At 67.8% G+C, this 24,258-nt stretch carries 25 protein-coding genes and 1 tRNA gene; 13 read left to right on the top strand and 13 right to left on the bottom strand.

Annotated elements, in window-relative coordinates; genetic code table 11:
* The first annotated feature begins 7 nt into the window (after nucleotides 1-7).
* Nucleotides 8-1,000 (top strand): cation diffusion facilitator family transporter, encoded by a 993-nt coding sequence (locus tag EV137_RS11145; RefSeq protein ID WP_202870885.1) that lies wholly within the window; start codon nucleotides 8-10, stop codon nucleotides 998-1,000.
* Here EV137_RS11145 and EV137_RS11140 read toward each other — a convergent pair.
* On the bottom strand, nucleotides 997-1,347 hold the full coding sequence (locus tag EV137_RS11140; RefSeq protein ID WP_134128292.1) for a thioesterase family protein: 351 nt from the start codon (nucleotides 1,345-1,347) through the stop codon (nucleotides 997-999). The two genes, EV137_RS11145 and EV137_RS11140, sit on opposite strands and share 4 nt — an antisense overlap.
* A gap of 35 nt (nucleotides 1,348-1,382) precedes the next feature.
* Here EV137_RS11140 and EV137_RS11135 point away from each other — a divergent pair, with 35 nt between their 5' ends.
* On the top strand, nucleotides 1,383-1,994 hold the full coding sequence (locus tag EV137_RS11135) for a MarC family protein (RefSeq protein WP_238175223.1): 612 nt from the start codon (nucleotides 1,383-1,385) through the stop codon (nucleotides 1,992-1,994).
* A 51-nt stretch (nucleotides 1,995-2,045) separates the two neighbouring features.
* Here the strand turns inward: EV137_RS11135 and EV137_RS11130 are convergent, their stop codons facing one another.
* The 5 genes from EV137_RS11130 to EV137_RS11110 form a co-directional block, all read right to left on the bottom strand.
* Nucleotides 2,046-2,819 (bottom strand): hypothetical protein, encoded by a 774-nt coding sequence (locus tag EV137_RS11130; RefSeq protein WP_134128289.1) that lies wholly within the window; start codon nucleotides 2,817-2,819, stop codon nucleotides 2,046-2,048.
* A gap of 14 nt (nucleotides 2,820-2,833) precedes the next feature.
* On the bottom strand, nucleotides 2,834-3,322 hold the full coding sequence (locus tag EV137_RS11125; RefSeq protein WP_134000752.1) for a SigE family RNA polymerase sigma factor: 489 nt from the start codon (nucleotides 3,320-3,322) through the stop codon (nucleotides 2,834-2,836).
* Between the two features lie 539 nt (nucleotides 3,323-3,861).
* A tRNA-His gene (locus tag EV137_RS11120) sits at nucleotides 3,862-3,934 on the bottom strand.
* A 79-nt stretch (nucleotides 3,935-4,013) separates the two neighbouring features.
* On the bottom strand, nucleotides 4,014-4,634 hold the full coding sequence (gene orn / locus EV137_RS11115) for an oligoribonuclease (protein ID WP_134128287.1): 621 nt from the start codon (nucleotides 4,632-4,634) through the stop codon (nucleotides 4,014-4,016).
* Between the two features lie 51 nt (nucleotides 4,635-4,685).
* On the bottom strand, nucleotides 4,686-5,597 hold the full coding sequence (locus EV137_RS11110; RefSeq protein WP_134128285.1) for a class I SAM-dependent methyltransferase: 912 nt from the start codon (nucleotides 5,595-5,597) through the stop codon (nucleotides 4,686-4,688).
* A 77-nt stretch (nucleotides 5,598-5,674) separates the two neighbouring features.
* Here EV137_RS11110 and EV137_RS11105 point away from each other — a divergent pair, with 77 nt between their 5' ends.
* Nucleotides 5,675-6,154: a GNAT family N-acetyltransferase gene (locus tag EV137_RS11105; protein ID WP_238175222.1), complete on the top strand. Its 480-nt coding sequence runs from the start codon at nucleotides 5,675-5,677 to the stop codon at nucleotides 6,152-6,154.
* Between the two features lie 22 nt (nucleotides 6,155-6,176).
* Here EV137_RS11105 and EV137_RS11100 read toward each other — a convergent pair whose 3' ends face one another.
* Nucleotides 6,177-6,380 (bottom strand): cold-shock protein, encoded by a 204-nt coding sequence (locus EV137_RS11100; RefSeq protein WP_130381366.1) that lies wholly within the window; start codon nucleotides 6,378-6,380, stop codon nucleotides 6,177-6,179.
* Nucleotides 6,381-6,591: 211 nt separating this feature from the next.
* A complete protein-coding gene (locus tag EV137_RS11095; RefSeq protein WP_134128283.1) occupies nucleotides 6,592-7,146 on the bottom strand; it encodes a dihydrofolate reductase family protein in 555 nt (184 codons plus the stop codon).
* 178 nt (nucleotides 7,147-7,324) lie between these two features.
* Between EV137_RS11095 and EV137_RS11090 the strand changes: the two genes are divergently transcribed.
* Nucleotides 7,325-8,296: a 2-dehydropantoate 2-reductase gene (locus EV137_RS11090; RefSeq protein ID WP_134128281.1), complete on the top strand. Its 972-nt coding sequence runs from the start codon at nucleotides 7,325-7,327 to the stop codon at nucleotides 8,294-8,296.
* A gap of 160 nt (nucleotides 8,297-8,456) precedes the next feature.
* Nucleotides 8,457-9,437: a LacI family DNA-binding transcriptional regulator gene (locus EV137_RS11085; RefSeq protein WP_134128279.1), complete on the top strand. Its 981-nt coding sequence runs from the start codon at nucleotides 8,457-8,459 to the stop codon at nucleotides 9,435-9,437.
* A gap of 205 nt (nucleotides 9,438-9,642) precedes the next feature.
* On the opposite strand, the gene sucD is transcribed toward EV137_RS11085, so the two are convergent.
* Both sucD and sucC read right to left on the bottom strand, forming a co-directional pair.
* Nucleotides 9,643-10,536, bottom strand: coding sequence for a succinate--CoA ligase subunit alpha (gene sucD / locus EV137_RS11080; RefSeq protein WP_134128277.1), 894 nt, complete (start codon nucleotides 10,534-10,536; stop codon nucleotides 9,643-9,645).
* A gap of 15 nt (nucleotides 10,537-10,551) precedes the next feature.
* On the bottom strand, nucleotides 10,552-11,697 hold the full coding sequence (gene sucC, locus EV137_RS11075; protein ID WP_134128275.1) for an ADP-forming succinate--CoA ligase subunit beta: 1,146 nt from the start codon (nucleotides 11,695-11,697) through the stop codon (nucleotides 10,552-10,554).
* Nucleotides 11,698-11,950: 253 nt separating this feature from the next.
* Here sucC and EV137_RS11070 point away from each other — a divergent pair, with 253 nt between their 5' ends.
* Nucleotides 11,951-13,294, top strand: a complete 1,344-nt coding sequence (locus EV137_RS11070) for an MFS transporter (RefSeq protein WP_134128273.1) — start codon at nucleotides 11,951-11,953, stop codon at nucleotides 13,292-13,294.
* A gap of 35 nt (nucleotides 13,295-13,329) precedes the next feature.
* Nucleotides 13,330-13,863, top strand: coding sequence for a hypothetical protein (locus EV137_RS11065; protein WP_134128271.1), 534 nt, complete (start codon nucleotides 13,330-13,332; stop codon nucleotides 13,861-13,863).
* Here EV137_RS11065 and EV137_RS11060 read toward each other — a convergent pair.
* Nucleotides 13,815-14,072 carry an Rv0250c family protein gene (locus tag EV137_RS11060; RefSeq protein WP_134128269.1) on the bottom strand — a complete coding sequence of 86 codons (258 nt, stop codon included), beginning with the start codon at nucleotides 14,070-14,072 and terminating at the stop codon, nucleotides 13,815-13,817. The genes EV137_RS11065 and EV137_RS11060 overlap by 49 nt on opposite strands.
* Before the next feature lie 122 nt (nucleotides 14,073-14,194).
* Here EV137_RS11060 and EV137_RS11055 point away from each other — a divergent pair, with 122 nt between their 5' ends.
* From EV137_RS11055 to EV137_RS11035, 5 genes are all read left to right on the top strand, one after another.
* Nucleotides 14,195-15,904, top strand: a complete 1,710-nt coding sequence (locus tag EV137_RS11055) for a thiamine pyrophosphate-binding protein (protein ID WP_134128267.1) — start codon at nucleotides 14,195-14,197, stop codon at nucleotides 15,902-15,904.
* Between the two features lie 12 nt (nucleotides 15,905-15,916).
* Nucleotides 15,917-17,143, top strand: coding sequence for a formyl-CoA transferase (gene frc / locus EV137_RS11050; RefSeq protein ID WP_134128265.1), 1,227 nt, complete (start codon nucleotides 15,917-15,919; stop codon nucleotides 17,141-17,143).
* Between the two features lie 15 nt (nucleotides 17,144-17,158).
* Nucleotides 17,159-19,306 carry an acetate--CoA ligase family protein gene (locus tag EV137_RS11045; protein ID WP_134128263.1) on the top strand — a complete coding sequence of 716 codons (2,148 nt, stop codon included), beginning with the start codon at nucleotides 17,159-17,161 and terminating at the stop codon, nucleotides 19,304-19,306.
* Nucleotides 19,307-19,450: 144 nt separating this feature from the next.
* Nucleotides 19,451-20,950: an Nramp family divalent metal transporter gene (locus EV137_RS11040; protein WP_134000723.1), complete on the top strand. Its 1,500-nt coding sequence runs from the start codon at nucleotides 19,451-19,453 to the stop codon at nucleotides 20,948-20,950.
* A 2-nt stretch (nucleotides 20,951-20,952) separates the two neighbouring features.
* Nucleotides 20,953-21,471 (top strand): hypothetical protein, encoded by a 519-nt coding sequence (locus EV137_RS11035; RefSeq protein ID WP_134128261.1) that lies wholly within the window; start codon nucleotides 20,953-20,955, stop codon nucleotides 21,469-21,471.
* A gap of 339 nt (nucleotides 21,472-21,810) precedes the next feature.
* On the opposite strand, the gene EV137_RS11030 is transcribed toward EV137_RS11035, so the two are convergent.
* Nucleotides 21,811-22,851, bottom strand: a complete 1,041-nt coding sequence (locus EV137_RS11030; RefSeq protein WP_134128259.1) for a 1-aminocyclopropane-1-carboxylate deaminase/D-cysteine desulfhydrase — start codon at nucleotides 22,849-22,851, stop codon at nucleotides 21,811-21,813.
* A gap of 158 nt (nucleotides 22,852-23,009) precedes the next feature.
* Here EV137_RS11030 and EV137_RS11025 point away from each other — a divergent pair, with 158 nt between their 5' ends.
* Nucleotides 23,010-23,477: a GNAT family N-acetyltransferase gene (locus EV137_RS11025; RefSeq protein WP_166679825.1), complete on the top strand. Its 468-nt coding sequence runs from the start codon at nucleotides 23,010-23,012 to the stop codon at nucleotides 23,475-23,477.
* Here EV137_RS11025 and EV137_RS11020 read toward each other — a convergent pair whose 3' ends face one another.
* Nucleotides 23,478-24,230, bottom strand: a complete 753-nt coding sequence (locus EV137_RS11020; protein WP_134000715.1) for a GntR family transcriptional regulator — start codon at nucleotides 24,228-24,230, stop codon at nucleotides 23,478-23,480.
* Between the last annotated feature and the right edge of the window lie 28 nt (nucleotides 24,231-24,258).

The following is a 24,258-nucleotide window of genomic DNA, read 5'->3' as shown; positions in this document are numbered from 1 at the left end:
TCTGACTGTGAGCAGCTCGGAGGACGACGCATCCGGTGGCGAGAGCCTTCTGACAGTGCTGGTCGCGCTCGCGGCGAACCTGCTGATCGCACTCGCCAAGACCGTGGTCGCCGTGATCACCGGGTCTGCTTCGATGACGGCGGAGGCGGCGCACTCCTGGGCGGACACCGGCAACGAGGTGTTCCTGCTGGTGGGGGAGCGGAGGGCGCGGAAGCCGGCCGATCAGTCGCATCCGCTCGGGTACGGGCGGGTCGGGTACATCTGGTCGATGTTCGCCGCGTTCGGGCTGTTCACGGTCGGCGCCGCGGTCTCGGTGTGGCACGGCATCCAGTCGCTGCAGCACGGGGAGGCAGAAGGTACGTCGTACGGCTGGGCGTACGCCGTGCTCGGGGTCTCGTTCGTGCTCGAGGGGATCTCGTTCGCGCAGGCGCTGCGGCAGACCAAGGCGGGTGCGCTGGAGCGGATGCTGCGCCCGTGGCGGTACGTGCGGCTGACGTCAAACCCGGTGCTCCGGGCGGTGTTCGTCGAGGACCTGTCCGCGCTGATCGGCATCCTGATCGCGACGCTCGCGATCCTGCTGCACCAACTGACCGGTAACGCGGTCTGGGACGCGATCGGCTCGATCGTGGTCGGGATCCTGCTCGGTTGTGTCGCGCTGTTCCTGATCGGCCGGAACATGGACTTCCTGACCGGTGAGGCGGTCACGCCGCTGGCCCGGAACCGGGTCCTCCGCGCGCTGCTCGCGCACCAGGACATCGAGCGCATCAGCTTCCTGCACATGGAGTGGGTCGGCGCCGACCGGATCTTCCTGGTCGCCGCAGTCGACGTCGTGGGCAACGACGTCGAGTCCGAGGTCGCCGCCCGCCTGTACGCGATCGAGGACGCGCTGAACGCCCGCCCGGAGATCCAGCAGGCGATCCTCACACTCTCCCGCCCTGGTGACCCGACGAGCCTCGAACCCGGCGAGCTACCGCGCTGGTACGTCGAGCGACCCGTCTAGGGCACGTTCGCGAGGAAGCGTTCGCGGTCGACCACGACGCGTTCGAGCTCGCCGTCCGCGATCAGTTGCCCGGCCGAATTGGTGGCGCGGACCTGGAAGCGCAGATGGCGGCCGTCCACCTCGGGACCGTCCGCCACGACGTCCACGGTGTCACCGACCCGGGTCGGCAACCGGTGGCGGACGCGTACCGACGTACCGACCGAGGTTTGGCCGGGACCGAGCGCGCTCAGGGCGAGCTGGGCAGTCGTGTACTCCAGCCAGGTGATCAGGCGGGGAGTCGCGAGGATCTCGACGTCGCCGCTGCCCACGGCGAGTGCGGTGTCGGCGGCAGTCACCTCGTGGCGCACGGCGGGTCCTCTCTGAGCCGTGTACGCTCCCGACCGTGGAGCCCGTACACGTTGCGGTTTCGGCGTTGGCTGCATTGTTGCCGATCATGAACCCGATCGGCGCGCTGGCCACCTTCGCAGGTCTGACGGAGGGCGTCGACCGCGCCGCGATGAAGCGCCAGGCGGTGATGACCGGCGTCTACGTCCTGGCGATCCTGACCGTCTTCGCCCTGTTCGGCACGCTCGTGCTGGAAGGGCTGGGCATCGGTCTGCCCGCGCTGCAGATCGCCGGCGGTCTGGTGGTCGCGCATTCCGGCTTCGGGATGATCGTGGCCCGGCAGACCCTGACCGAGGACGAGAAGACGCACGGGTCGATCAAGCCGGACGTGTCGTTCTCGCCGATGGCATTGCCGCTGATCGCCGGACCGGGCGCGATCGGCGTGGTGATCGCCCTGACCGCACGGCACCCCGGGATCACCAACCGGCTGAGCGTGATCGTGGCGTCGGTCGTGATTGCCGCTCTTGTGGCGGCCCTGTTGCGCTTCGGTACGCCGCTCGTCGACAAGCTCGGCCCCACGGGCCTGGGCGCCCTGAGCCGCATCATCGGCTTCCTGACGCTCGCTATCGGCGTCGAGCTGGTAACCCACGGCGTACTCGCGGCGAAATAGCGAGCCCACCGCGCCCCTCCGACGAGGGGACGCGATGGGCTCACCACACCTCTACTTCATGCCCTTCGAGGGGGAGACCGGAGGGAGTTTCCAGGCCTTGCTCTTCGCGAGGGCCGAGAGGTCCTCGACAGAGAGGAGGGGCTTGGGGCGGGTGTGCTGCTTGCCCTTCTCCGCCGGGCCGTTGTAGCTGGTGAGGTTGATGTTGCGGCCGTCGCGACGGAACAGGACCACGTAGTTGCTGACGACGCCGTACTCCGCCTGACGGCTGTCGGAGTACACGGGCGACTCCTTGGAGACGTAGAGGACCGACCCATCAGGCAGTGTGCTGCACCCCGCGCGCTTGGGGACGCACGGGTTCTGCTCGCCGCCGCCAGAGAGCAGTACGTCGACGCGGGCGGCGCCGTGACCGTCATTGACGACGTACGCCGCACCTGCGAAGTCGTCCTCGCCCCAGGTCTCGGGGTTCGAGAAGGTCCGGCCAGGCGCCGCGACCAGCCCCTTCAGCGTCGCCAGCGTCTGCTTCAGGTTCACCCCCGCGGGCTTGGTCGTCGGGGTGACCTTGGCCGACGGCTTTGCCGAGGGCTTGGCGGTCGGCACGGCCGAACCGGCGACCGCGGCGTTCGTGGGGGAGCCGGCCAGCTGGATCCCGCCCGCGATCAGCCCCGCGGTGGCCAGCACGGCCCCAGCACCGGAGGCCGTGGCGATCGCCGTACGCCGACGGCGCAGCCGCAGCCCCTGCGCAACGCTGCGTTCCAGCAGATCGGGTGTGACCGGCTCGAGGTTCTCGGTGGCCCGGTGCATCAAATCTGTGAGTTGGGTGTTCATGATTCTCCTCAGGCTCAGAGCGCGATCAACTGGTCGGCACCGTCACCGAGAACCGCCCGCAGACGGTCCAGGGCGCGGGCGGTGCGAGTGGTGATCGCACTGGTCTTCTTGCCAAGATCGAGCGCCACCTGCTCGACGCTGCGATCTTCGAAGAACCGCAGCACCAACACGGCCCGATCCAACGGCGCCAGCTCCGCCAGGGCACTCTGCAAAGCCATCCGCAGCTCCGGATCCCCGACCCGCTCGGCAGTCTCCGGCAGCTCAGCGGTAGGCCGCTCCGACCAGCTCTTACGCCGCCGCTGCGAGATGTACGTCCGCACCAGAGCAGTCCGCGCATAAGCAGCAGGACTGTCGATCCGCTGCCAGACCTTCAGCAGATTCGCGAGCGTCTCCTGCACCAGATCCTCAGCATGATGCCGATCCCCAGCCAGCAACCAAGCAGTCCGGTACAGCCGCGGTATCTGCACCCGCGCGAACTCCTCGAAGTCCTCAGTCGTACCCATCCACACCTCCTGTAGGCGCCTCTGCCACAAGAGACGCACTGAGGAGACGCTCAGATCACACCCAACTCAGAACACCTTCGAAAGAACCCAAACCGAGAACGCCAAAACCCCCACCGCAAACGTCACAAGTACAACGACCGCATACCCAAACCACGCGCTCCCGCTCAACTTCACCAGAACATCCTCCCACGCGAGCTATCACCTACAGGCGAACTGGACCACCGCACCCGAGCGAACCGCCCAACCCAACCCCGCACCCGAGCGAACCGCCGAACTGAACCCCCGCACCCGAGCGAACCGCCGAACTGAAGCCCCGCACCCGAGCGAACCGCCGAACTGAACCACCGAAGCCGAGCGAACCGCCGAACTGAACCACCGAAGCCGAGCGAACCGCCGAACTGAACCACCGAAGCCGAGCGAAGCGAAGGCGAAAAGGGGGTGCGGGTGGCGGAGCCCCCGCCGGCGGCAAGCGAAGCGCAGCCGCACAAAATGACGAAGCCGACCAGGCCCGCGCTCTCCGCGGGCATGGCCGGCCATCGGGTGAGTGACGGGACTCGAACCCGCGACCACCTGGACCACAACCAGGTGCTCTACCAGCTGAGCTACACCCACCATTGCCGTCCGAACCGCGACGGCTGAGCAATCATAGCGACGAACTGTCCGGACCAGAAATCGAGGGCGGATCCGCAGGTCAGGCGCCGGTTGTGCTGTCCTCGGCGGGTGCTGCGACGAGGCTGGCGGCGGCCCGGGCGGTGCTGGAGTCGGGGCCGGGCTGCGGGACGAACACGGTCTCCCGGTAGTACCGCAGCTCGGAGATGCTTTCGGTGATGTCGGCGAGGGCGCGGTGGTTGCCGGTCTTGGCCGGCGTCGCGTAGTACACGCGCGGGTACCAGCGGCGTACCAGCTCCTTGATCGAGCTGACGTCGACGTTGCGGTAGTGCAGGTGGGATTCGACGCGCGGCATGTCGCGGACCAGGAAGGTCCGGTCGGTGCCGACGGAGTTCCCGGCGAGGGCGGCCTTGCGGGGCTCTTTGACGTACGACGTGATGAAGTCGAGGACCTGGTCCTCGGCGTCGGCGAGCGGGATGCCGCTGGCGAGCTCTTCGAGCAGCCCGGACGCGGTGTGCATGTCGCGGACGAAGTCACCCATCTGTTCGAGCGCGGCCGGTGGCGGCGCGATCACCAGGTCGATCCCGTCGCCGAGCACGTTCAGTTCGTAGTCGGTGACCAGGACCGCAACCTCGATCAGGGCGTCGTTCGCCAGGTCGAGGCCGGTCATCTCGCAGTCGATCCACACCAGCCGGTCGTTCATGGGCACCCACCTTACGGTGGCGGGCCGACAGTGCGGCGACGGCGTGCCTTGTCAGCGCGGCGCGTGCCCCAGGTGGACGCTGCGGACGGACAGTACGGCGAGGTCGGTGCGCCGCCCGAGGTAATGCGCGCTCGCGGGGTCCAGCAGCTGCCGCCAGGCGTCGAGATCCTCCGGAGCCAGCCATTCCTCGTCAGAAACCACGTGCCCATGACCGTGCCCGTGACCGTGCCCGTGACCGTGATCGGAGCCGTGATCGGCGCCGGTGAGTCGCTCGATCCGCGTCCGGAACGCGCGTACGACGCCTTCGAGCCGCTCGGGCGGCAACGGCGCCGGCACCTCGGTCAGTACGCTCCGCGTGGTCGCCTCGGTCAGCCCGGCCCGGGTCAGCGCCTCGGTCCACCCGTACGGCATCGGCACCGACCCCGGCAGTGAGTCCCGCATCACCTTGAACCACCGGTCCTGGGCCAGGTCGAGTCGTAGCTCCAGCCCGGGCTCACCGACTCCGAGGTCCCACGGGAGGTGCCGCGCGGGCAGCCCGCCCTCAGCGAGCGCGAGCCGTCCGCCAGGCGCGAGCAGCGATGCCAGTGCGTTCACAGCGGCCTGCTGGTCGGCAGCGTGGTGAACGGAGGCGGATGCCCAGATCAGGTCGGCCGGAGCGTCGATTGCCCGGCGCAACGGTTCCGCCCCGTCGTCCATCGACGCCAGCTCACACCGCACGAGGCCCGCGGTGTGCTCCCGCGCCTGCTCCAGTACGTCGGGATCCGCATCGATGGCCACCACCGTCGCGTCGGGCAACGCCTCGGCCAGTGTCTTGGCCATCCCGCCACCGCCGCAGCCGATGTCCGCGACGACCTTGTCGCGGTCCCGCACCAGACTGCGAGCCACTGCCGCGTTCCAGTCGGTCTCGCCCTCGGCCGCCGCGCGCAACCGTCCGGCCTCTCCAGCCCAATCGATCTCGATCATGACGACAGTCTCGTCCTCGCCGCCGACGAAGCCCACGTCATGTTGCCGGTACGGCAAATGGCGTTACCGTTGCGCGGGTGATCGCCACGGACCGCCTCACCCTGCTGCCGCTCGAGGTCGAGTACGCCGAACCGATGGCAGAGGTGCTGTCCGACCCCGCCCTCTACACCTTCACAGGCGGCGAACCGCCGTCCGTAGCGGCTCTGGAGGCACGCTACCGCCGCCAACTGGCCGGTCCGGGACGTCCGGACGAGCAGTGGCTCAACTGGGTGATCAAGTACGACGACGCGCTGATCGGCTTCGTCCAGGCGACCGTCATCGACGGTACGGCGGAGATCGCGTGGGTGATCGGCACCGCTTGGCAGGGCCGCGGGTTCGCGAAGGAGGCCGCCCAGGGGATGGTCACCTGGCTACGGGCTCAGAGAATCGGCCGGATCATCGCGCACGTACATCCGGACCACACCGCATCGGCCGCTGTCGCGGCCGCGATCGGTCTCGCTCGCACCGACGTACTGGAAGACGGCGAGTACCTGTGGAACACGGCAGACCCGGCGTGAGCCGGGTCTGCCGTTTACAGCATCAGACCGGGCGGACGTTCTCCGCCTGCAGGCCCTTCGGGCCCTGCGCGATCTCGAACTCGACCCGCTGGTTCTCGTCCAGGGAGCGGAAGCCCTGCGTCTGGATCGCCGAGTAGTGCACGAATACGTCGGCGCCGCCGTCCTCCTGGGAGATGAAGCCGAAGCCCTTCTCGCCGTTGAACCACTTAACTGTTCCCAAAGCCATGATTTTCTCCTGATACGACAAAACGCCCGGCGGATCACAAATCCGCGGGCGCTTCGACACGAACGTGGAACTGCAAAACTGCTATCGAGCCAAAACCCTAGCACGCTGGATGAGTCGTCAGCCACCCCTCGCCACGCCGTACGTCGTACTCGTCCGGGTGAGCGCTCAGCCGGAGGTCCCCGCGCTCACCCGCGAACGGGTACGGCGGCTGCTAGGGCCGCACGTACGTCGCCAACGATGCGGCGCCGGTCTGGACGACCGAGGCGAGCTGGAAGTGGACGGGTGCGTCGGACGGACCGAACAGCTTCTCGCCGGTGCCGACGACCGACGGGAAGGTCATCAGCCGGTACTCGTCGACCAGATCGGCTGCCTGCAGCGCCCGGATCACGCTGAGACTGCCGGTGACCGCGATGGTCCGCGACTCGGTCCGTACGTGGTCCGTCAGTGAGCCCTCCATGAGGGTCGAGTTGGGGAAGGCCGACAGGTCGGTCAGCGAGTGTGACGCGACCACCTTGGCCATCTTGTTCATCCGGAGCGAGAAGTCGTCGGTGCGGTTCGGCCAGAGCCGGCTGAACAGCTCCCAGGTGGTCCGGCCGAGCAGCAGTACGCCGCTGTCCATCAGTTCGCCGAGCCGGAACTTGTCGCCGCCGACGGTTTCGGGGCCGTGGCGGAACGCCCAGCCGCCGGTCGGGGTACCGCCGGAGCCGTCCGGGTCGGTGACGATGCCGTCGAGGCTGACGAATCCGGTGACGATGACGTGGCCCATGGTTCCTGCTCCTCGTGTCGAGTGATTCACGCCGGTACATACCGCCGAGCAGGCCCCGATTCATCGCCGCGCACCGAACTTTTTTGGCGAGCGCTTGCCGGGGAGTGTGATCTTGACCGCATTCAGCCTCCAGCCTACTGTATGCGGTATACAAGCCTCCCGGAAGGCAGGGACCCTTATGAGAGTTGCGGTTCTCGGCGCCGGTGCGATCGGTGCGTACGTCGGCGCGGCGCTACACCGTGGTGGGACAGAGGTCCACCTGGTTGCCCGCGGCGCGCATCTGGAAGCGATCCGGTCGGACGGCGTGACGGTGCTCAGCCCACGCGGTGACTTCACGGCCCGGACACCGGCCACGGACGACCCGGCCGCGATCGGCCCGGTCGACTACGTCTTTCTCGGGCTCAAGGCGAACTCGTACGCGAACGCCGGCCCGTTGCTCGAGCCCTTGCTGCACGACCGCACGGTCGTGGTCGCGGCGCAGAACGGCATCCCCTGGTGGTACTTCCACGGTCTCAAGGGCCCGTACGAGGGCCGCCGGATCGAATCGGTCGACCCGGGTGGCGCCGTCACCCAGGTGCTCGAACTCGACCGCGCGATCGGCTGCGTCGTGTACTGCTCGACCGAACTCGAAGGTCCAGGCGTCGTACGACACCTGGAAGGCACCCGCTTCTCGATCGGTGAACCCGGCGGCGGGCAGTCGGAGCGCTGTACGGCCTTCAGTACGGCGATGATCGCCGGCGGACTGAAGTGCCCGGTCGAGGACGACATCCGCAACGACATCTGGATCAAGCTGCTCGGGAACGCGGCGTTCAACCCGATCAGCGCGCTGGCCCGGGCGACCATGGTGGAGATCGCGACGCATCAGGGCACCCGGCAGATGGTCCGGCTGATGATGGAGGAGTCGCTGGAGATCGCCGCGGCGCTCGGCTGTCACCCGGACATCTCCGTGGAGAAACGGCTCGACGGCGCCGAACGCGTCGGCGGGCACAAGACCTCGATGCTGCAGGACCTGGAGAAGGACAAGCCGCTCGAACTCGACGTCATCCTCGCCGCGGTCGTCGAACTCGCTGACCTGACCGGCATCAAAGCCCCCACCCTACGAGCAGTCCACGCCGTAGCCGACCTACTAGCCAGCAAGATCGGCGTCTAAGCCGGGTGGGTCCGGCAAAACAGCGACGCCGGACCCACCTGTTCCAGTGCGTCCGGCTCGCCGTGCGCGGCGACGTGTTGACGCAAACATGTCTAAACTCCTCCACCACGGGAGGTGCCGGGTGGAAGGAACCTTGGGGAGGCGGCGGCGAGGTCCGTCGATGGCGGATGTGGCGCGACTGGCCGGGGTGTCCGGACAGACCGTGTCCCGCGTCGCGAACGGCCGGCAGAACGTCGACGCGGTCACCCGGGCCCGGGTCAAGGACGCGATGCGCCAACTCGGCTACCGACCCAACGGCGCCGCCCGCGCCCTGCGCAGCGGCGAGTTCCGCAGCATCGGCGTGATCGTCTTCGAGCTCTCCACCTTCGGTACGACGCGGACCCTCGACGCGATCGCCACGGCCGCGACCGCCCGCGGCTACTCGGTCAACTTGATGCCGGTGCTCGCGGTCAGCCGCCAGGCCGTCGCGGACGCGTTCACCAGGCTGGGGGAGCAGGCCGTGGACGGCGTCATCATGATGATCGAGGCGCACGTGCTCGACGACCTACAACTGCCTGTGGGCCTGCCGGTCGTGGTCGTGCATGCAGGAGTTCACTACGACCACCCGGTCGTCGACACCGACCAGGCGCAGGGCGCCCGGCTGGCGACCGAGCACCTGCTCGGCCTGGGGCACAAGACGGTGTGGCATCTAGGCGGACCACCGTCGTCGTTCGCCGCGGACCAGCGCCGCCGGTCCTGGGAGCAGACGCTCCGCGATCACGATTGCGTCGTACCGCCGCCGCTCATCGGCGACTGGTCCTCGGCGGCCGGGTACGACGCGGGCTGCCGGCTCGCCGCGGACGAGGCCGTGACGGCGATCTTCGCCGCCAACGACCAGATGGCGCTCGGCCTGCTCCGCGCCCTGCACGAGCACGGCCGGACGGTTCCGGAGGACATGAGCGTGGTCGGCTTCGACGACATGGAAGAGGCGGCCCATTTCTGGCCGCCTCTGACCACAGTCCGTCAGACCTTCGCCGACATCGGCAGCCGCAGCGTCGACACCCTCCTCGCCGAGATCCACGCCACCGACCATCACGCCCCAATAGCAGTCCCCACCGAACTGATCATCCGCCGCAGCACCGCTCCACCCCGTTCCCGCTGATCCCAACCCCTCGCGCCGAGCTGGAGGGTTCCACGGCGGCGCCGGCTTGGTATGACGTGCAGTTCGACAGGAGGTGCCGGGTGGCCGGCTAGTGCACCTGAGCGTGAACGTGTCCGTGTGTACGGTGTCTCGCCGGTGCTCTACCTGTCGAGCTTGCACATCACGTGGCCGCGAGAAGCCGTGCCGCCATCAGCTGGGAGGTTGGTCAGGCCGACTGGTGGGTGGAGGAGAGGGTGGTGCGTAGTAGGTGGGCGGTTTCGGTGGGGGTTTTGCCGACGCGTACGCCGGCTGCTTCCAGGGCTTCCTGTTTCGCGGCCGCCGTACCCGACGAGCCCGAGACGATGGCGCCGGCGTGGCCCATCGTCTTGCCCTCCGGTGCGGTGAAGCCCGCGACGTACCCGACGACCGGCTTGGTCACGTTCTCCTTGATGAACGCGGCCGCCCGCTCCTCGGCGTCACCGCCGATCTCGCCGATCATCACGATCGCGTCGGTGTCCGGGTCGTCCTGGAACGCCCGCAGCGCGTCGATGTGCGTGGTCCCGATGATCGGGTCGCCGCCGATCCCGATCGCGGTCGAGAACCCGAAGTCCCGCAGCTCGTACATCATCTGGTATGTCAGCGTGCCCGACTTCGACACCAGACCGATCCGGCCCTGGCCGGCGATATCGGCCGGGATGATCCCCGCGTTGGCGCGCCCAGGACTGATGATCCCCGGACAGTTCGGCCCGATGACGCGCGTGCCATTGGCCTGTGCGTGCGCGAAGAACGCCGCGGTGTCGTGTACAGGGACGCCCTCGGTGATCACCACCACCAACGGGATTCCCGCATCGACGGCCTCGATGACGGCTCCGCGCGTGAACCGCGGCGGCACGAACACCACCGACACATCCGCGTCCGCCGCCTTCACCGCGTCCGCGCACGACCCGTACACCGGGATCGAGCGCCGCGCGAAGTCCACCGACTGCCCGCCCTTGCCGGGCGTCACGCCGCCGACGACATTGGTGCCGGCAGCAAGCATCCGGCTGGTGTGCTTCTGTCCCTCGGACCCGGTCATGCCCTGCACGACGACCCGGCTCTTCTCGGTCAGGAATATGCCCATCTCGAACAGTCCCTTCTAGGCGGCGAGTTCGGCGGCGCGCGCTGCAGCGCCGTCCATCGTGTCGACCACGGTCACCAGCGGATGGTTGGCCTTGGCAAGGATCCTCCGGCCCTCCTCGACGTTGTTACCGTCCAACCGGACGACCAGCGGCTTGTCGGCCTGATCGCCTAGCAGCGCCAGTGCCTGCACGATGCCGTTCGAAACCGCGTCGCACGAGGTGATCCCGCCGAACACGTTCACGAAGACGCTGCGCACCTGCGGGTCGGACAGGATGATCCCGAGCCCGTTCGCCATCACCTCGGCCGACGCGCCGCCGCCGATGTCGAGGAAGTTGGCCGGCTTCACGCCGTACGGCGAACCCGCGTACGCGACCACGTCGAGTGTCGACATCACCAAGCCCGCGCCGTTGCCGATGATCCCGACCGAGCCGTCCAGCTTCACGTAGTTCAGGCCCTTGGCCTGTGCCTCGGCCTCGAGTGGATCGGCGGCCGCCTTGTCGTCGAAGCCTGTGTGATCCGGGTGCCGGTACGCCGCGTTGTCGTCGAGCGTGACCTTGCCGTCGAGCGCCTCCAGCGATCCGTCGCCGAGCTTCACCAGTGGATTCACCTCGACCAGCGAGGCGTCTTCGGCGATGAACACGTCCCACAACCGCTGCACCACCACGGACGCCTCTGCCGGGAACCCGGCGGCCGTCACGATCTCCGCGGCCTTCGCTTTGTCGACGCCAATCGCGGGGTCGATCGACACCTTCGCGATCGCGTCCGGGTTGGTGTGCGCGACCTCCTCGATCTCCACACCGCCTTCGGTGCTGGCGATACACAGGTACTCGCGGTTCGCCCGGTCGACCAAGAACGAGAAGTAGTACTCCTCGGCGATGTCCGCGGCCGGTGCGAGCAGGACCCGCTGCACGGTGTGGCCCTTGATGTCCATCCCGAGGATCTCGGCCGCCTTCGCCTGCGCCTCGTCCGGGGTGGCGGCCAGCTTCACGCCGCCCGCCTTGCCGCGACCGCCGGTCTTCACCTGCGCCTTCACCACCACGCGCCCGCCGAGCTCGCGGGCCGCATCCGCGGCGTCGGCCGCGTCCTCGATCACCCGCCCCAGCGTCACCGGAACGCCGTGCCGAGCAAACAACTCCTTGGCTTGGTACTCCATGAGGTCCACGTCGCCTCCAAGAATGTGTGATGACGACTGTATGCGGTATGCAATCTGTCGACAAGAGTGACGCCTCAGGTCTGGACAGGTCGCAGCCGGAAGGAGTACCACAGACTTCATACGGTATGCAGTAGTCACGGGGCCCCCGGCCTGGACTGAGGAGCGGAGGGAGCGAAGCGACCGGAGCGACGAGGGAAGGCCGGGAGTCCAGGCCCCGTGACGACCGCGCGGATGCGCGGCATCAACAGAGTCAGGAGGCGATATGAATCACGTGACGCCCCGGGATGTGCGTGATGTCTACGGCCGGCGGTACCGGATCGGCGAGGACGCCCGTGAACTGACCGGGCACTCGCGCCGCTGGCAACTCTGGGCGGCCTGGGCCTGCATGGTCGCGATCAGCCCGTTGCAGTACTCGTTCGGTACCGCGGCCCTCGGCCTGGCCTCGGATCGGGGGTGGGGCGCGGCCCGAACCCTCTGGCTGCTCGCGGTCTTCGTCGCCTGCCAAGCACTCGTCGCGATCCCGGCCGCCTGGGCCCATCGGGTACGGCGGGCAACGCCGACGCAGCTCGTCGTGGGCGGTGGGGTGCTCGCGGCGATCGGCCTCGTCATGCTCGCCCACGTGCACAGCTACGCGACGGTCCTCGTCGGTTACTCGCTCCTCGGCGGCACCGGTGCGGGCCTCGTGTACGCCGCGTGCATCACCACGTCGGCGCGCTGGTTCCCGGACCGGCGTACCGCGACGATCGGCTTCGTCACCGGTGGATTCGCGGTCGGCGCCGTACCGAGCATCTTCCTGCTGACGCGGACGGATCAATCGACCGTGTTCGACCTGACCGCTCTGGTGGCGGTGCTGGTCGTCCTGGTCGCCGGTGGCCTGCTGAAGGATCCGCCGCGGCACTGGTGGCCTGCGGAGATCGACGCTCAGGTATGGGCCACCGACCGCAAGCTGAACCGCAGCATCCCGCACAACGCGCCCGCGGTCCGGCAGTACCGTCCGGGTGAGGCGATGCGGACCGGTGCGCTGCCGCTGATGTGGTTGCTGCTGGCATCCAGTACGGCGTTGTCGCTGCTCGGAATCGGCTTCATGGTGAGCTACGGAGTGAGCGCCGATCTCGGTCTCACGACGGCGGCGACGGCGGCCGGATTGCTTGCCGCAGTCAACGGTCTCGGCAGATCGTTCGCAGGCCACCTGTCCGATCGGTTCGGTCGCCGCCGGGTGCTGGCCGCCGTACTGATGATCGAGGGTTTCGCCCATGTCGGACTGGTCGCTGTCGACGTCGGCTGGGCGTTCGTCGTCTGCGCGATGTTCGCGGGCCTGGGAGGCGGTGCGTTCTACGCGATCATGGCCAACCTCGTGCTGGAGTTCTTCGGCGAGAACAGTCTGCTGCAGAACCAGGCCATCCTGTACTCCGCGAAGGCGGTCGGCGGTCTCGTCGGCATCGGCGTCGCCGCGTCCGTGATCGCCGTGGTCGGTTACCGGCCGTTGTTCCTCGGTGCCGGTCTGCTCGGCGTACTGACTGCGCTGAGTGTGCGCCTCCTCAAACAACCCGGCCGGCCGGCGTTGCCCGTGCGGCCCCAGCTCGGTACGCCGGTGGCGGGCGAGTGAACGGCTACGGGAAGGTTCGGCGACCCGATCCGTGCGTGATGGAACTGGTGTCCCGCCTCGCGCGGGAACCGTGGACGGACCGCCCGGCGTGCGTGCATCCCGTCCTGAGCGCGGTTGCGCGGGCAGCCCACGACCACAGCAGCTCGGCCGGTCGCCGGCACCTGCTGCCGCTCGCGCCACGCTTCATCAACACCAGCAGGGTTGGCTTCGAGGCATCGGCCCGTCTGGTCGCACTGTGTGTTTCCACTGCGCTCGCGAGCGGCGAGTTGACCGGTGACGAGCGGCGGAGGATGGCGAGGGCCCATCGGACAGCGCTGCACCTGCTCGGTACCGAGGAGGATCCTGGTGGAGCGGCGCGCTGGTGGCTGCCCGCGCTCGGCCGACTGGGCTGGAGCGAGCCGTTCTACCGCACGTTCGTCGCCACGGAGCAGGCAGCAGAAGCAGTCGCGGTCACCGCTCGGTCTGCGAGCGGTGACCGCGACGTACGCCTGCGAAGCCTGCTGAAGCTGTGCCTCGCAACTCAGCCCAGGCCTTCGTGCTCGACGTCTGCCCAGAACTCGGGGTCGTAGTCGTCGTCGGGGATCGCCACCAGTTCGTGCCGGCGCGGGGCTCGGACCTGCTGTTCGAGGCGCCGAAGGTCCGTCGTACACCGCTCCAGATCGTCCAGCAGCCGCAGTACGTCGAGATGCGGACCGACGCGATTTCTCAACGCCATAAGGGCTTTCTCCAGGGCGAGGAGCGCGGCGCGGGTCCGGTCGAGTTCGTCGGAAATCGTCATCACAGCCTCCTGGTGCCGAGCTCTGGACAACCACTACGCCCTGGGATAAGACTACGACTACACCATACGGTATGCAATCTACATCAAGCCGGATCCCGGCCGTTCCGAGGAGTTGACTGCAGATGGCGCAGACAGTGTCGGAGACCCAACCCACAGCGGTGGTCAAGGAGCCGGAGACCATCTCCGGCGGTCACCTCGTCGCGAAGGCCTTGAAGGCCGAGGGGATCGACGTGATCTTCACGCTCTGCGGCGGTCACATCATCGACATCTACGACGGCTGCGTGGACGAGGGCATCGCGGTGGTCGACGTGCGGCACGAGCAGGTCGCGGCGCATGCCGCCGACGGGTACGCACGGGTCACCGGCAGGCCCGGCTGCGCGGTCGTCACCGCCGGCCCCGGTACGACGGACGCGGTCACCGGCGTCGCGAACGCGTTCCGCGCCGAGAGCCCGATGCTGCTGATCGGCGGCCAGGGCGCCCTGAACCAGCACAAGATGGGGTCGCTGCAGGACCTGCCGCACGTCGACATGATGACGCCGATCACCAAGTTCGCGGCGACCGTTCCGCACACCGCGCGGGCCGCGGACATGGTGTCGATGGCGTTCCGCGAGTGCTACAACGGCGCGCCCGGCCCGTCGTTCCTGGAGATCCCGCGCGACATCCTGGACAACTCGGTGCCGGTCGAGTCCGCGACCGTCCCCGAGGCCGGGCACTACCGGGCCTCGACGAAGAGCATCGGCGACCCGGCGAGTGTCGAGGCGCTCGCCGACCTGCTGGTGCGGGCCGAGAAGCCCGTCGTACTGCTCGGCAGCCAGGTCTGGACGTCACGTGGCAGTGACGCGGCGATCGACTTCGTGCGGACGCTCGACATCCCGGCGTTCATGAACGGCTCGGCCCGCGGCACGCTGCCGCCCGGCGACCCGCACCACTTCCACCTGTCCCGGCGGTACGGCTTCAACAACGCGGACCTGATCCTGATCGTCGGCACGCCGTTCGACTTCCGGATGGGGTACGGGCGCCGGCTCCCGAAGAGCGCCACCGTCGTACAGATCGACCTGGACTACCGCACCGTCGGCAAGAACCGCGACATCGACCTCGGCCTCGTGGGCGATCCGGGCGCGATCCTGGCGGCCGTCACGCAGGCCGCGTCGGGCCGGCTGCACAAGACGGATCGCAAGGCCTGGTTCGCGGAGCTGCGGGCCGAGGAGGACGCGGCCTACCAGAAGCGGCTGCCGCGGCAGCTGTCCGACGCGAACCCGATCCACCCGCTACGGCTCGCGCACGAGATCAACGAGTTCCTCACCGAGGACTCGATCTACATCGGCGACGGCGGCGACATCGTGACGTTCTCCGGTGGCGTCGTACAGCCGAAGTCGCCCGGCCACTGGATGGACCCGGGCCCGCTCGGCACGCTCGGCGTCGGCATCCCGTTCGTGCTCGCGGCGAAGTACGCGCGGCCGGACAAGGAAGTGGTCGCACTGTTCGGCGACGGCGCGTTCTCGCTGACCGGCTGGGACTTCGAGACGCTGGTCCGCTACAAGCTTCCGTTCGTCGGTGTCGTCGGCAACAACTCGTCGATGAACCAGATCCGCTACGGCCAGGAAGCCAAGTACGGCAAGGACCGCGGCCGGATCGGCAACACCCTCGGCGACGTGAAGTACGACGAGTTCGCCCGGATGCTCGGCGGGTACGGCGAAGAAGTTCGCGACCCGAAGGACATCGGGCCGGCGCTGCTCCGGGCCCGCGAGTCGGGGCTGCCGTCGCTGATCAACGTCTGGGTCGACCCGGACGCCTACGCCCCCGGAACCATGAACCAGACCATGTACAAGTAGCGGAGGACCGCCATGACGAAGGCCCTCGAGGGTGTCCGTGTTCTCGACATGACCCACGTGCAGTCCGGACCGTCCTGCACCCAGCTCCTCGCCTGGCTCGGCGCCGACGTGATCAAGCTCGAGGCACCGACCGGCGACATCACCCGTCAGCAGCTGCGCGACCTCCCGGACGTCGACAGCCTCTACTTCACGATGCTGAACTGCAACAAGCGCAGCATCACGCTGAACATGAAGTCCGACCGCGGCAAGGAGATCTTCGTCGACCTGGTGAAGAACTCCGACGTCCTGGTGGAGAACTTCGCCCCCGGCGCGATCGACCGGATGGGCTTCACCTGGGAGCGTCTGCAGGAGCTCAACCCCGGCCTCGTGTTCGCGTCGATCAAGGGCTTCGGCCCCGGCCGGTACGAGAACTTCAAGGCGTACGAGGTCGTCGCCCAGGCGATGGGCGGCGCGATGAGTACGACGGGGTTCGAGGACGGACCGCCCACCGCGACCGGCGCACAGATCGGTGACTCGGGCACCGGCATCCACCTGGTCGCCGGCATCCTCGCCGCGCTGCTCCAGCGGACGCACACCGGCAAGGGTCAGCGGGTGACCGTGGCCATGCAGGAAGCAGTTCTGAACCTCACCCGGGTCAAGCTGCGCGACCAGCAGCGGCTGGCGCACGGGCCGCTGCGCGAGTACCCGAACGACAACTTCAACGGCGAGGTGCCGCGGTCCGGGAACGCGTCCGGCGGCGGCCAGCCCGGCTGGGCGCTGCGCTGCGCACCCGGCGGACCGAACGACTACATCTACGTGATCGTCCAGCCGCCGGGCTGGGCGCCGATCGCCAACCTGATCGGCAAGCCGGAGCTGGCCGAGGACCCGGACTGGGCGACGCCGGCCGCGCGGCTCGACAAGCTCGACAAGATGTTCGCGCTGATCGAGCAGTGGACCGAGCAGCACACCAAGTTCGAGGTGATGGACAAGCTCAACGCGCTGAACGTGCCGTGCGGGCCGATCATGTCCACCCGTGAGCTGATCGAGGACGAGACGCTCGCCGAGCTCGGCGCGGTGGTGGAGGTCAAGCACCCGCAGCGCGGCAACTTCAAGACGGTCGGCTGCCCGATCAAGCTGTCCGACTCCCCGGTCGAGGTCCAGACCTCACCGGGCCTCGGCGAACACAACTCCGTCATCTACGGCGCTCTCGGCATCGACACGGCCGAGCTCTCCGAACTCAAAGCCGCCGGCGTCATCTAAAGGGAGATCGTTGCAATGACCTATGACAAGGCAGCAGTCCGGACCATCCTCGACCAGGCTCTGGCGGACGGCCGCACCTCGCTGAGCGCGCCGGAGGCCAAGCTGGTCGCCGATGCGTACGGCATCCCGACGCCGGGCGAGGGGCTGGCCACGACAGCCGAGGAGGCCGCCGGCCTCGCCGCCGAGATCGGTTTCCCGGTCGTACTGAAGATCGTCTCGCCGGACATCCTGCACAAGACCGACGCCGGCGGCGTGGTGGTCGGCGTCGACACCGAGGATGCCGTGTTGGCGGCCTACAAGCAGATTGTCGACAACGCGACAGCCTACAAACCAGATGCAGACATTGTCGGCGTCCAGGTGCAGAAGATGCTGGTCACCGGCGGTGACGTGCAGGAGGTCATCGTCGGCGCGGTCACCGACCCGACGTTCGGCAAGGTGGTCGCGTTCGGGCTCGGCGGCGTACTCGTCGAAGTGCTCAAGGACGTCACCTTCCGGCTGGCTCCGCTGAGTGACGACGACGCGCGGGCGATGGTCGACGGGATCGAGGCGCACGAGATGCTCGAGGGCGTTCGGGGCGCGCGGCCGGTCGACAAGGAGATTGTCGGCAATCTGATCAAACGGGTGTCCGACCTGGTCACGGACTTCCCGCAGTTCGCGGAGGTCGACCTGAACCCGGTGCTCGCCGGGCCGGACGGCGCGACCGCAGTGGACTTCCGGATCATCGTGGACGCCGAGGCCGGCAAGCCGGTCGAGCGGTACAGCCAGGAGGAGATCCTGACCGCGATGACCCGGATCATGCGGCCACGCGCGGTCGCCGTGATCGGGGCGTCCAACGAGGACGGCAAGATCGGCAACTCGGTGATGAAGAACCTGGTCAACGGCGGGTACGCCGGGGACATCTACCCGATCAACCCCAAAGGCGGCGAGGTCCTCGGGCTGAAGGCGTTTCCGAGCATCTTGGATGTACCGGGTGACGTCGACGTCGCGGTGTTCGCCGTACCTGCCAAGTTCGTCGGGGCCGCGCTCGAGCAGTGCGGTCAGAAGGGTGTCGCGGGCGCGATCCTGATCCCGTCCGGGTTCGCCGAGACCGGTGAGCAGACGCTCCAGGACGAGGTCGTCGCGATCGCCCGCAAACACAACGTCCGCATTCTGGGACCGAACATCTACGGCTACTACTACCTGCCGGAGAGCCTCTGCGCGACGTTCTGCACGCCGTACGACGTCCGCGGGTCCGTCGCCCTGTCGTCACAGTCCGGAGGCATCGGGATGGCGATCCTCGGATTCAGCCGGTCCAGCCGGATGGGAGTTTCCGCGATCGTTGGGGTAGGCAACAAGGCCGACATCGACGAGGATGACCTCCTGACGTTCTTCGAGAGCGACGACAACACCAACCTGATCGCCATGCATCTTGAGGATTTGAAGGACGGCCGGGCGTTCGCCGAGACGGCGGCCCGGGTGTCGAAGAAGAAGCCGGTCGTCGTACTGAAGGCCGGGCGTACCTCCATGGGCGCGCGGGCCGCCAGTTCGCACACCGGCGCCCTGGCCGGCGACGACAAGGTGTACGACGACATCCTCCGGCAGAGCGGGGTGGTCCGGGCGCCGGGGCTGAACGAGATGCTCCAGTACGCCCGCGGTATCCCGCTGCTGCCGACACCGAAGGGCGAGAACGTCGTCATCATCACCGGCGCGGGCGGGTCCGGCGTACTGCTGTCGGATGCGTGCGTGGACGCCGGGCTGACGCTGATGGACATCCCTTCCGACCTCGACCAGGCCTTCCGGAAGTTCATCCCGCCGTTCGGTGCGGCCGGGAACCCGGTCGACATCACGGGCGGTGAGCCGCCCTCGACGTACCGGAACACGATCGCGCTCGGGCTGTCCGACGAGCGGATCCACGCGCTGATCCTGGGGTACTGGCACACGATCGTGACGCCGCCGATGGTGTTCGCGAAGCTGGTCGCCGAGGTGGTCGAGGAGTTCCGGGCCAAGGGCATCGACAAGCCCGTGGTCGCCTCGCTGTCCGGTGACGTCGAGGTCGAGGAAGCCAGCCAGTACCTGTTCGACCACGGTGTGGTCGCGTACCCGTACACCACCGAGACCCCGGTCCAGGTCCTCGGTGCCAAGTACCGCTGGGCCCGCAACGCCGGGCCGCTCGGCATCAGTTGATTGGAGGAAGGAGCACGCGGGGGAATTAGGGCCTACCGGACGCTTCCCCGCCTACTGCGCGGCACTCGGCACCTGCTCGCTACGGCGGGGAAGCGTCCGCCACGCCCATGATCCGCTAGTTGGCGTCGAACTAAGGAGTCCGCCTTGGACGTCACGAGCAAGACCTCAGAAGTTCCCGAAGAGCCGGCCGCGGCCGCCGTGACCGAGAAGGTCTGGAAAGCGGGCAGGCTCGAACCGATGCCGATCCGGAAACTTCCGGACGCACCGCCCTCCTTGCACATCCTCGGCCCGACCGTGTTCCTCGTCGCGCTCGGTGTGGGTATGGGGGAGTCCTACATGTGGCCCCGGCTCGTCCTGGTGTTCGGGCCGGACATCCGCTGGTTGTTCATGGTCGGTGTCACGCTGCAGGCGTTCGTGCTGCTGGAGATGGCGCGGTACGCGATGGCCACCGGGGAGAGCATCTTCTTCGGCGCGGCTCGGATCTTCAAACCGCTGATGTGGTTCTTCTACGCGGCGGCGATCCTGATCTACATGTGGCCGGGCCATCTGTCCGCCGGCGCGGCCGCGTTCGAGGAGATCTCCGGCATACCTTGGCAGGTCACCGCGTGCGTGGCTCTGGTGTTCGTCGGTGTGCTGTTCAGCCTGCTGTCGGTGATCTACAACTTTCTCGAGAAGCTGCTCGGTCTGCTGATCGGGTTGCTGGTCGTCGGTACGTCGGTGATCGCGGCGATCGTCGGCAACTTCGACGACCTCGGCCGGACGGTGTCCGGGATGTTCGCCTTCGGGTACTTCCCCGACCAGGCGATGACGTCGGCCTGGTTCCCGGTCGTGGTCGGTTCGATCGCGTTCGCGGGGCCTTCCGGGATGCAGCAGATGTGGTACACGCTGCAGCTGCGCGACAGCGGCGCGGGCATGGGAGCGCACATCCCGAAGATCCGCGGGCTGCGGGCCGCGAACGAGGCGGAGTCGATGCCGTCGCGCGGGTTCATGTTCGACACCGAGGACCCGGCCGAGATGGCGAAGTGGAAGGGCTGGCGCAAGTGGGTGACGTTCGACGCGCTGCTGCTCTTCTGGGGCATCACGATGCTGGTCACGATCTCGTTCACCGTGCTGGCCATGTCGGCCTCCCGGGAGAACCCGAACGTCGCCACGCTGATCGAGGGCGGTGACCGGGAGGCGGCGCTGAAGGCGATGTCGGACGCGTTCGCGTCGGCCGGCTCGCCGATCCTCGGCACGTTGTTCTTCGCCTTCATCGCGCTGATCGGGCTGAACGCGACCCTGGGTCTGTTCGACTCGTTCTCCCGCGGCCAGGCGGACATGACGTACTACTTCGTGCCGGGCGCCAAACGGTTCTCGATGTCGAGGCTGTACGCCGGGTTCCTGTGGGGCGTGATCCTGTTCGGCATCCTGATCCTGCTGTTCGGCCCCGCCGACGGCCCGGCCGGGATCCTGGACACGCTCGCGTTCCTGTCCACCTTCGCGATGGGCGCGTACTGCATCGTGTTGCTGCTGACCAACAACATGCTGCTGCCGAAGAAGATCCGTCCCGGCCCGGTGCGGAACGTGATCATCGGCTTCGGAGCGGTGTTCTACCTCGGGATGCTGTTCTACTGCCTGTTCCGCTTCGGCGTGGCTGTGGGCTGACCATGACCGACGTGAAGCAGTTGGCGCAGTACTGTGTTCCGGCCGCGTCGGTGGGCGCGGCGGCCGGACTCATCGCCGGTGGACTGGCCGCGTTCGTCGGCCAGCCCGCCGGTTGGGCAGTCGTCACCGGGCTCGGTCTCGGCGTACCACTGATGCTGTTCGGGTCCGGGTACGCCGTACTGGTTGCGCTCGGCAAGGTTCCCGCGGGCGTGTTCGCGCCGGCGGCGGTCTACTGGGTGATCGCGTTCCCGCTGGCGCTCCTGGTGCACTCGGTGGTCACCGCCTGGGTGATCACCGGTTCACCGGGCCTGCCACCGGAACCGTGGAAGTTCCTCGCCTTCCGTGCCGTGGTGAGCATGGGATTCGCGATCGGCTTCCTCTGGATGCAAGAACAAATAGGCCGCCTCTGGTGGCCCCACATCCTCGACCGCAACGTCTACGCGCGACGGGTCGTGGAGCAGTACACCCACCTGGCCACCGCCCTAGCAGCCCGCAAAGCCGCCACCGGCCGCAACCGCTAACCACCCACCAGTCGCCCGCAACCACCAGGCTGCGGGCGACTGGCGGCTGAAAAGGACACCGCTTCGCGGCGGCAGTTCTGTTGCCGCCTTCGGCGGGTGCGTGTCTCGTGCCGACGGCGACTGTGACCGACGCAGGTACTGGGATGGGTTTGAAAACCATGTGTCACGGCGGGTCGCACTACCCGTCGGGCCCAGCGGAGGTTTCCGGAACATTTCTGCCGCTCGTGACGATTTTGTTCCGCTGTGAGCCCGCATGGGCGCTCAATGAGCGGCAGGTGGCTTGGCTTCGGCAAGCAGTTCGAGGTGAACTGGCACCTGGAGTGGCTCGACCATTGAGATTCAGGGTTCGGGAACTTCACCGGATCCGCTGATCAGGGCGACGATCGTCGTGCCTGCGGGGAATGCGCCGCGACGTACCAGATCGAACAGCGCGTACATCATCTTCGCCTCGTAGACCCAGTCCAGCAGCAGACCGTGCCGCTTCTCGAACTCCTCGATGAATGCGTCCAGCTCGGCTGTTCGCTTCGCGTAGCCACCGAAGTGATAGTCGCACTCGAGACGCCAGGTCCCTGACCGCGCGCCATACGCCGATGTCTGGAGCTCGACGACCTCGCCCTCGAGGAAGGCACCACCTTTCAGAACCGGAATGCCGACAACGGACTGCCGCCCGTCAAGGCCTGCGGCCACCCCGGCAAGTGTGCCGCCGGTACCGACCGCGCAGAACAGCAGATCGAACGGCTGGGTCAGCTCGGCGGCGAGTTCCGCGCACCCTCGGACTGCCTCCGCGTTACTGCCGCCTTCGGGCAGCAGATAGAACTCGCCGAACTCCCGGTGCAACTCGTTGATCACGGCATCGGACGTCTTGGCGCGGTAGGCGGTTCGGTCGAGGTAGGTCAGCTGCATGCCGCGGGCGACGGCATACGAGAGCGAGGGGTTCAACGGCAGGTGTTCCTCGCCACGAATCACGCCGATGGTGTGGAAGTTCCCGTAGCGGCCGACAGCCGCGGTCGCGCGAATGTGATTCGAGTAGGCGCCGCCGAACGTCAGTAGCGTGTCGAGACCGAGCCTTTGCGCCGCGACGACGTTGTACTTCAGCTTGCGCCACTTGTTTCCAGAGATCTCCGGATCGATGAGGTCGTCGCGCTTCAGTAGCACCCGAACTCCAGCAACGCTCAGGCGGTCATCGCGAAGCTCCGACACCGGCGACGGCAACAAAGGAGTCACCGACCGAAGATCATCCACCACTCCACGATCGCACAAGGCTGGTGGAGCGGTGACACCAAACGACCCGGTTCGCGGTGGCTGTCTGGACACCTCCGTTCGGCCGTGTGATGGTGGCGATGATGACCATGAACTGGCGTCCTGCGACTTCCGGCGCATGGTGGGTGAGCGGAGGTTCGGATCGGCTCACTGAGATCGCAAGCCGCTTGGTGCAATTGGCAAGCGCGACGCCCGGGCTGAGCACTCTGCAAGTCGCTCGGCCCGCCGACGAAGCCGTCGGTGATCCGCGCTTCGAACTTGCCTACCCGCTATGGACGATGGTCCACGACGCCGCCACCTGGCCGCGGCCGCGAACAGAACTGCCGGCGCCCCTCCGCCATGCCCAATGGTCGGATGTGGTCCCGAGGGAGTTCCAGTCCGCCTACGAGCAGGCCTATCGCGACCAACGGGTCGTCGAGCCAGGCGAGGTCTCCACCTGGCAACGTTCCGCAGACGTCAGCGCACTGGCCGTATCTCCTGACGGTCGAGTGGCCGGATTCGTGCTCGGCTTCATCCAGGAGCACGGTGCCGTCGAGCTCGGTCCGATCGGCACGGTCCCGTCGTGGCGTCGCCGTGGTGTGTCCTCTGCACTGCTCGCGTCCGTGCTGAAGCGCTGCCGCGAGCTGCGGCTAGGTCCGGTGACCCTCACGGTCGACGGCGACAGCCCGACAGGAGCTCAGGACATCTATCTGCGGCACGGGTTTCGGATCACCGAGAGCCTTGTCGCCTACCAGGTGCGGCTGTAGTCAGCTGGACCGGCGACGTCGGCGGGGGGCGTCAGGCTCGGGGGTTTCCGCCGGGGCGGTGGCTGCCTGGAGGTCGTGGTAGGCCTTGCGAGTGTGTTCGGTGTGTTCCCGCATGATCTGGGCGGCTTTGTCCTCGTCGCCTTCGCTGATCGCCTTGACCAGGCGGTTGTGTTCGCGCCAGGAGGCTGCGCCGCGGACGGGGGCGACGGGGGTGTAGTACCAGCGGACGCGGCGGTCGACCTGGGCGGCGAAGTCGACCAGGAAACGGTTGCCGGACATCTGCGTGATCAGGGTGTGGAGTTCGCCGTTCGTCCGCACCGTGCCGTCGATGTCGCCGGCTTCCTGGTACGTCGTGCCGACCTTGCACAGCTCGCGCAACTTGGCGACGTCGTCCTTCGACGCGTGCCGGGCCGCGAGCCGAGCGGACTCCGACTCCAGCGCCGCACGGGCCGCCAGCAACTGGTCGACCTCGTCCTCGGCGGGCACGTGCACCATCGCACCGAACCCGGGCCGCAGATCGACCCAGCCTTCGTTGTTCAGCCGCTGCAGGGCCTCGCGCACCGGCTGCCGCGAGACGCCCAGGATCCCGGCGAGCTCGACCTCGACCAGGTGCCTGCCGCGCTCGAGCGTGCCGTCGATGATCATCTCGGTGAGGGCCTCGTACACCGACTCCCGCAACGGCGTCGGCCGCTTGACGTGCCGCACACCGGCCGGTTCCGCACCTGCCCCTGGCCCCGCACTGATCGTCGTCATGAGGTCCCTTCCGGTCCTACAGCGATGG

The organism is Kribbella pratensis (assembly GCF_004366075.1).
Taxonomy (GTDB): Bacteria; Actinomycetota; Actinomycetes; order Propionibacteriales; family Kribbellaceae; genus Kribbella; species Kribbella pratensis.
This window is presented reverse-complemented; position numbering and strand designations above follow the sequence as displayed.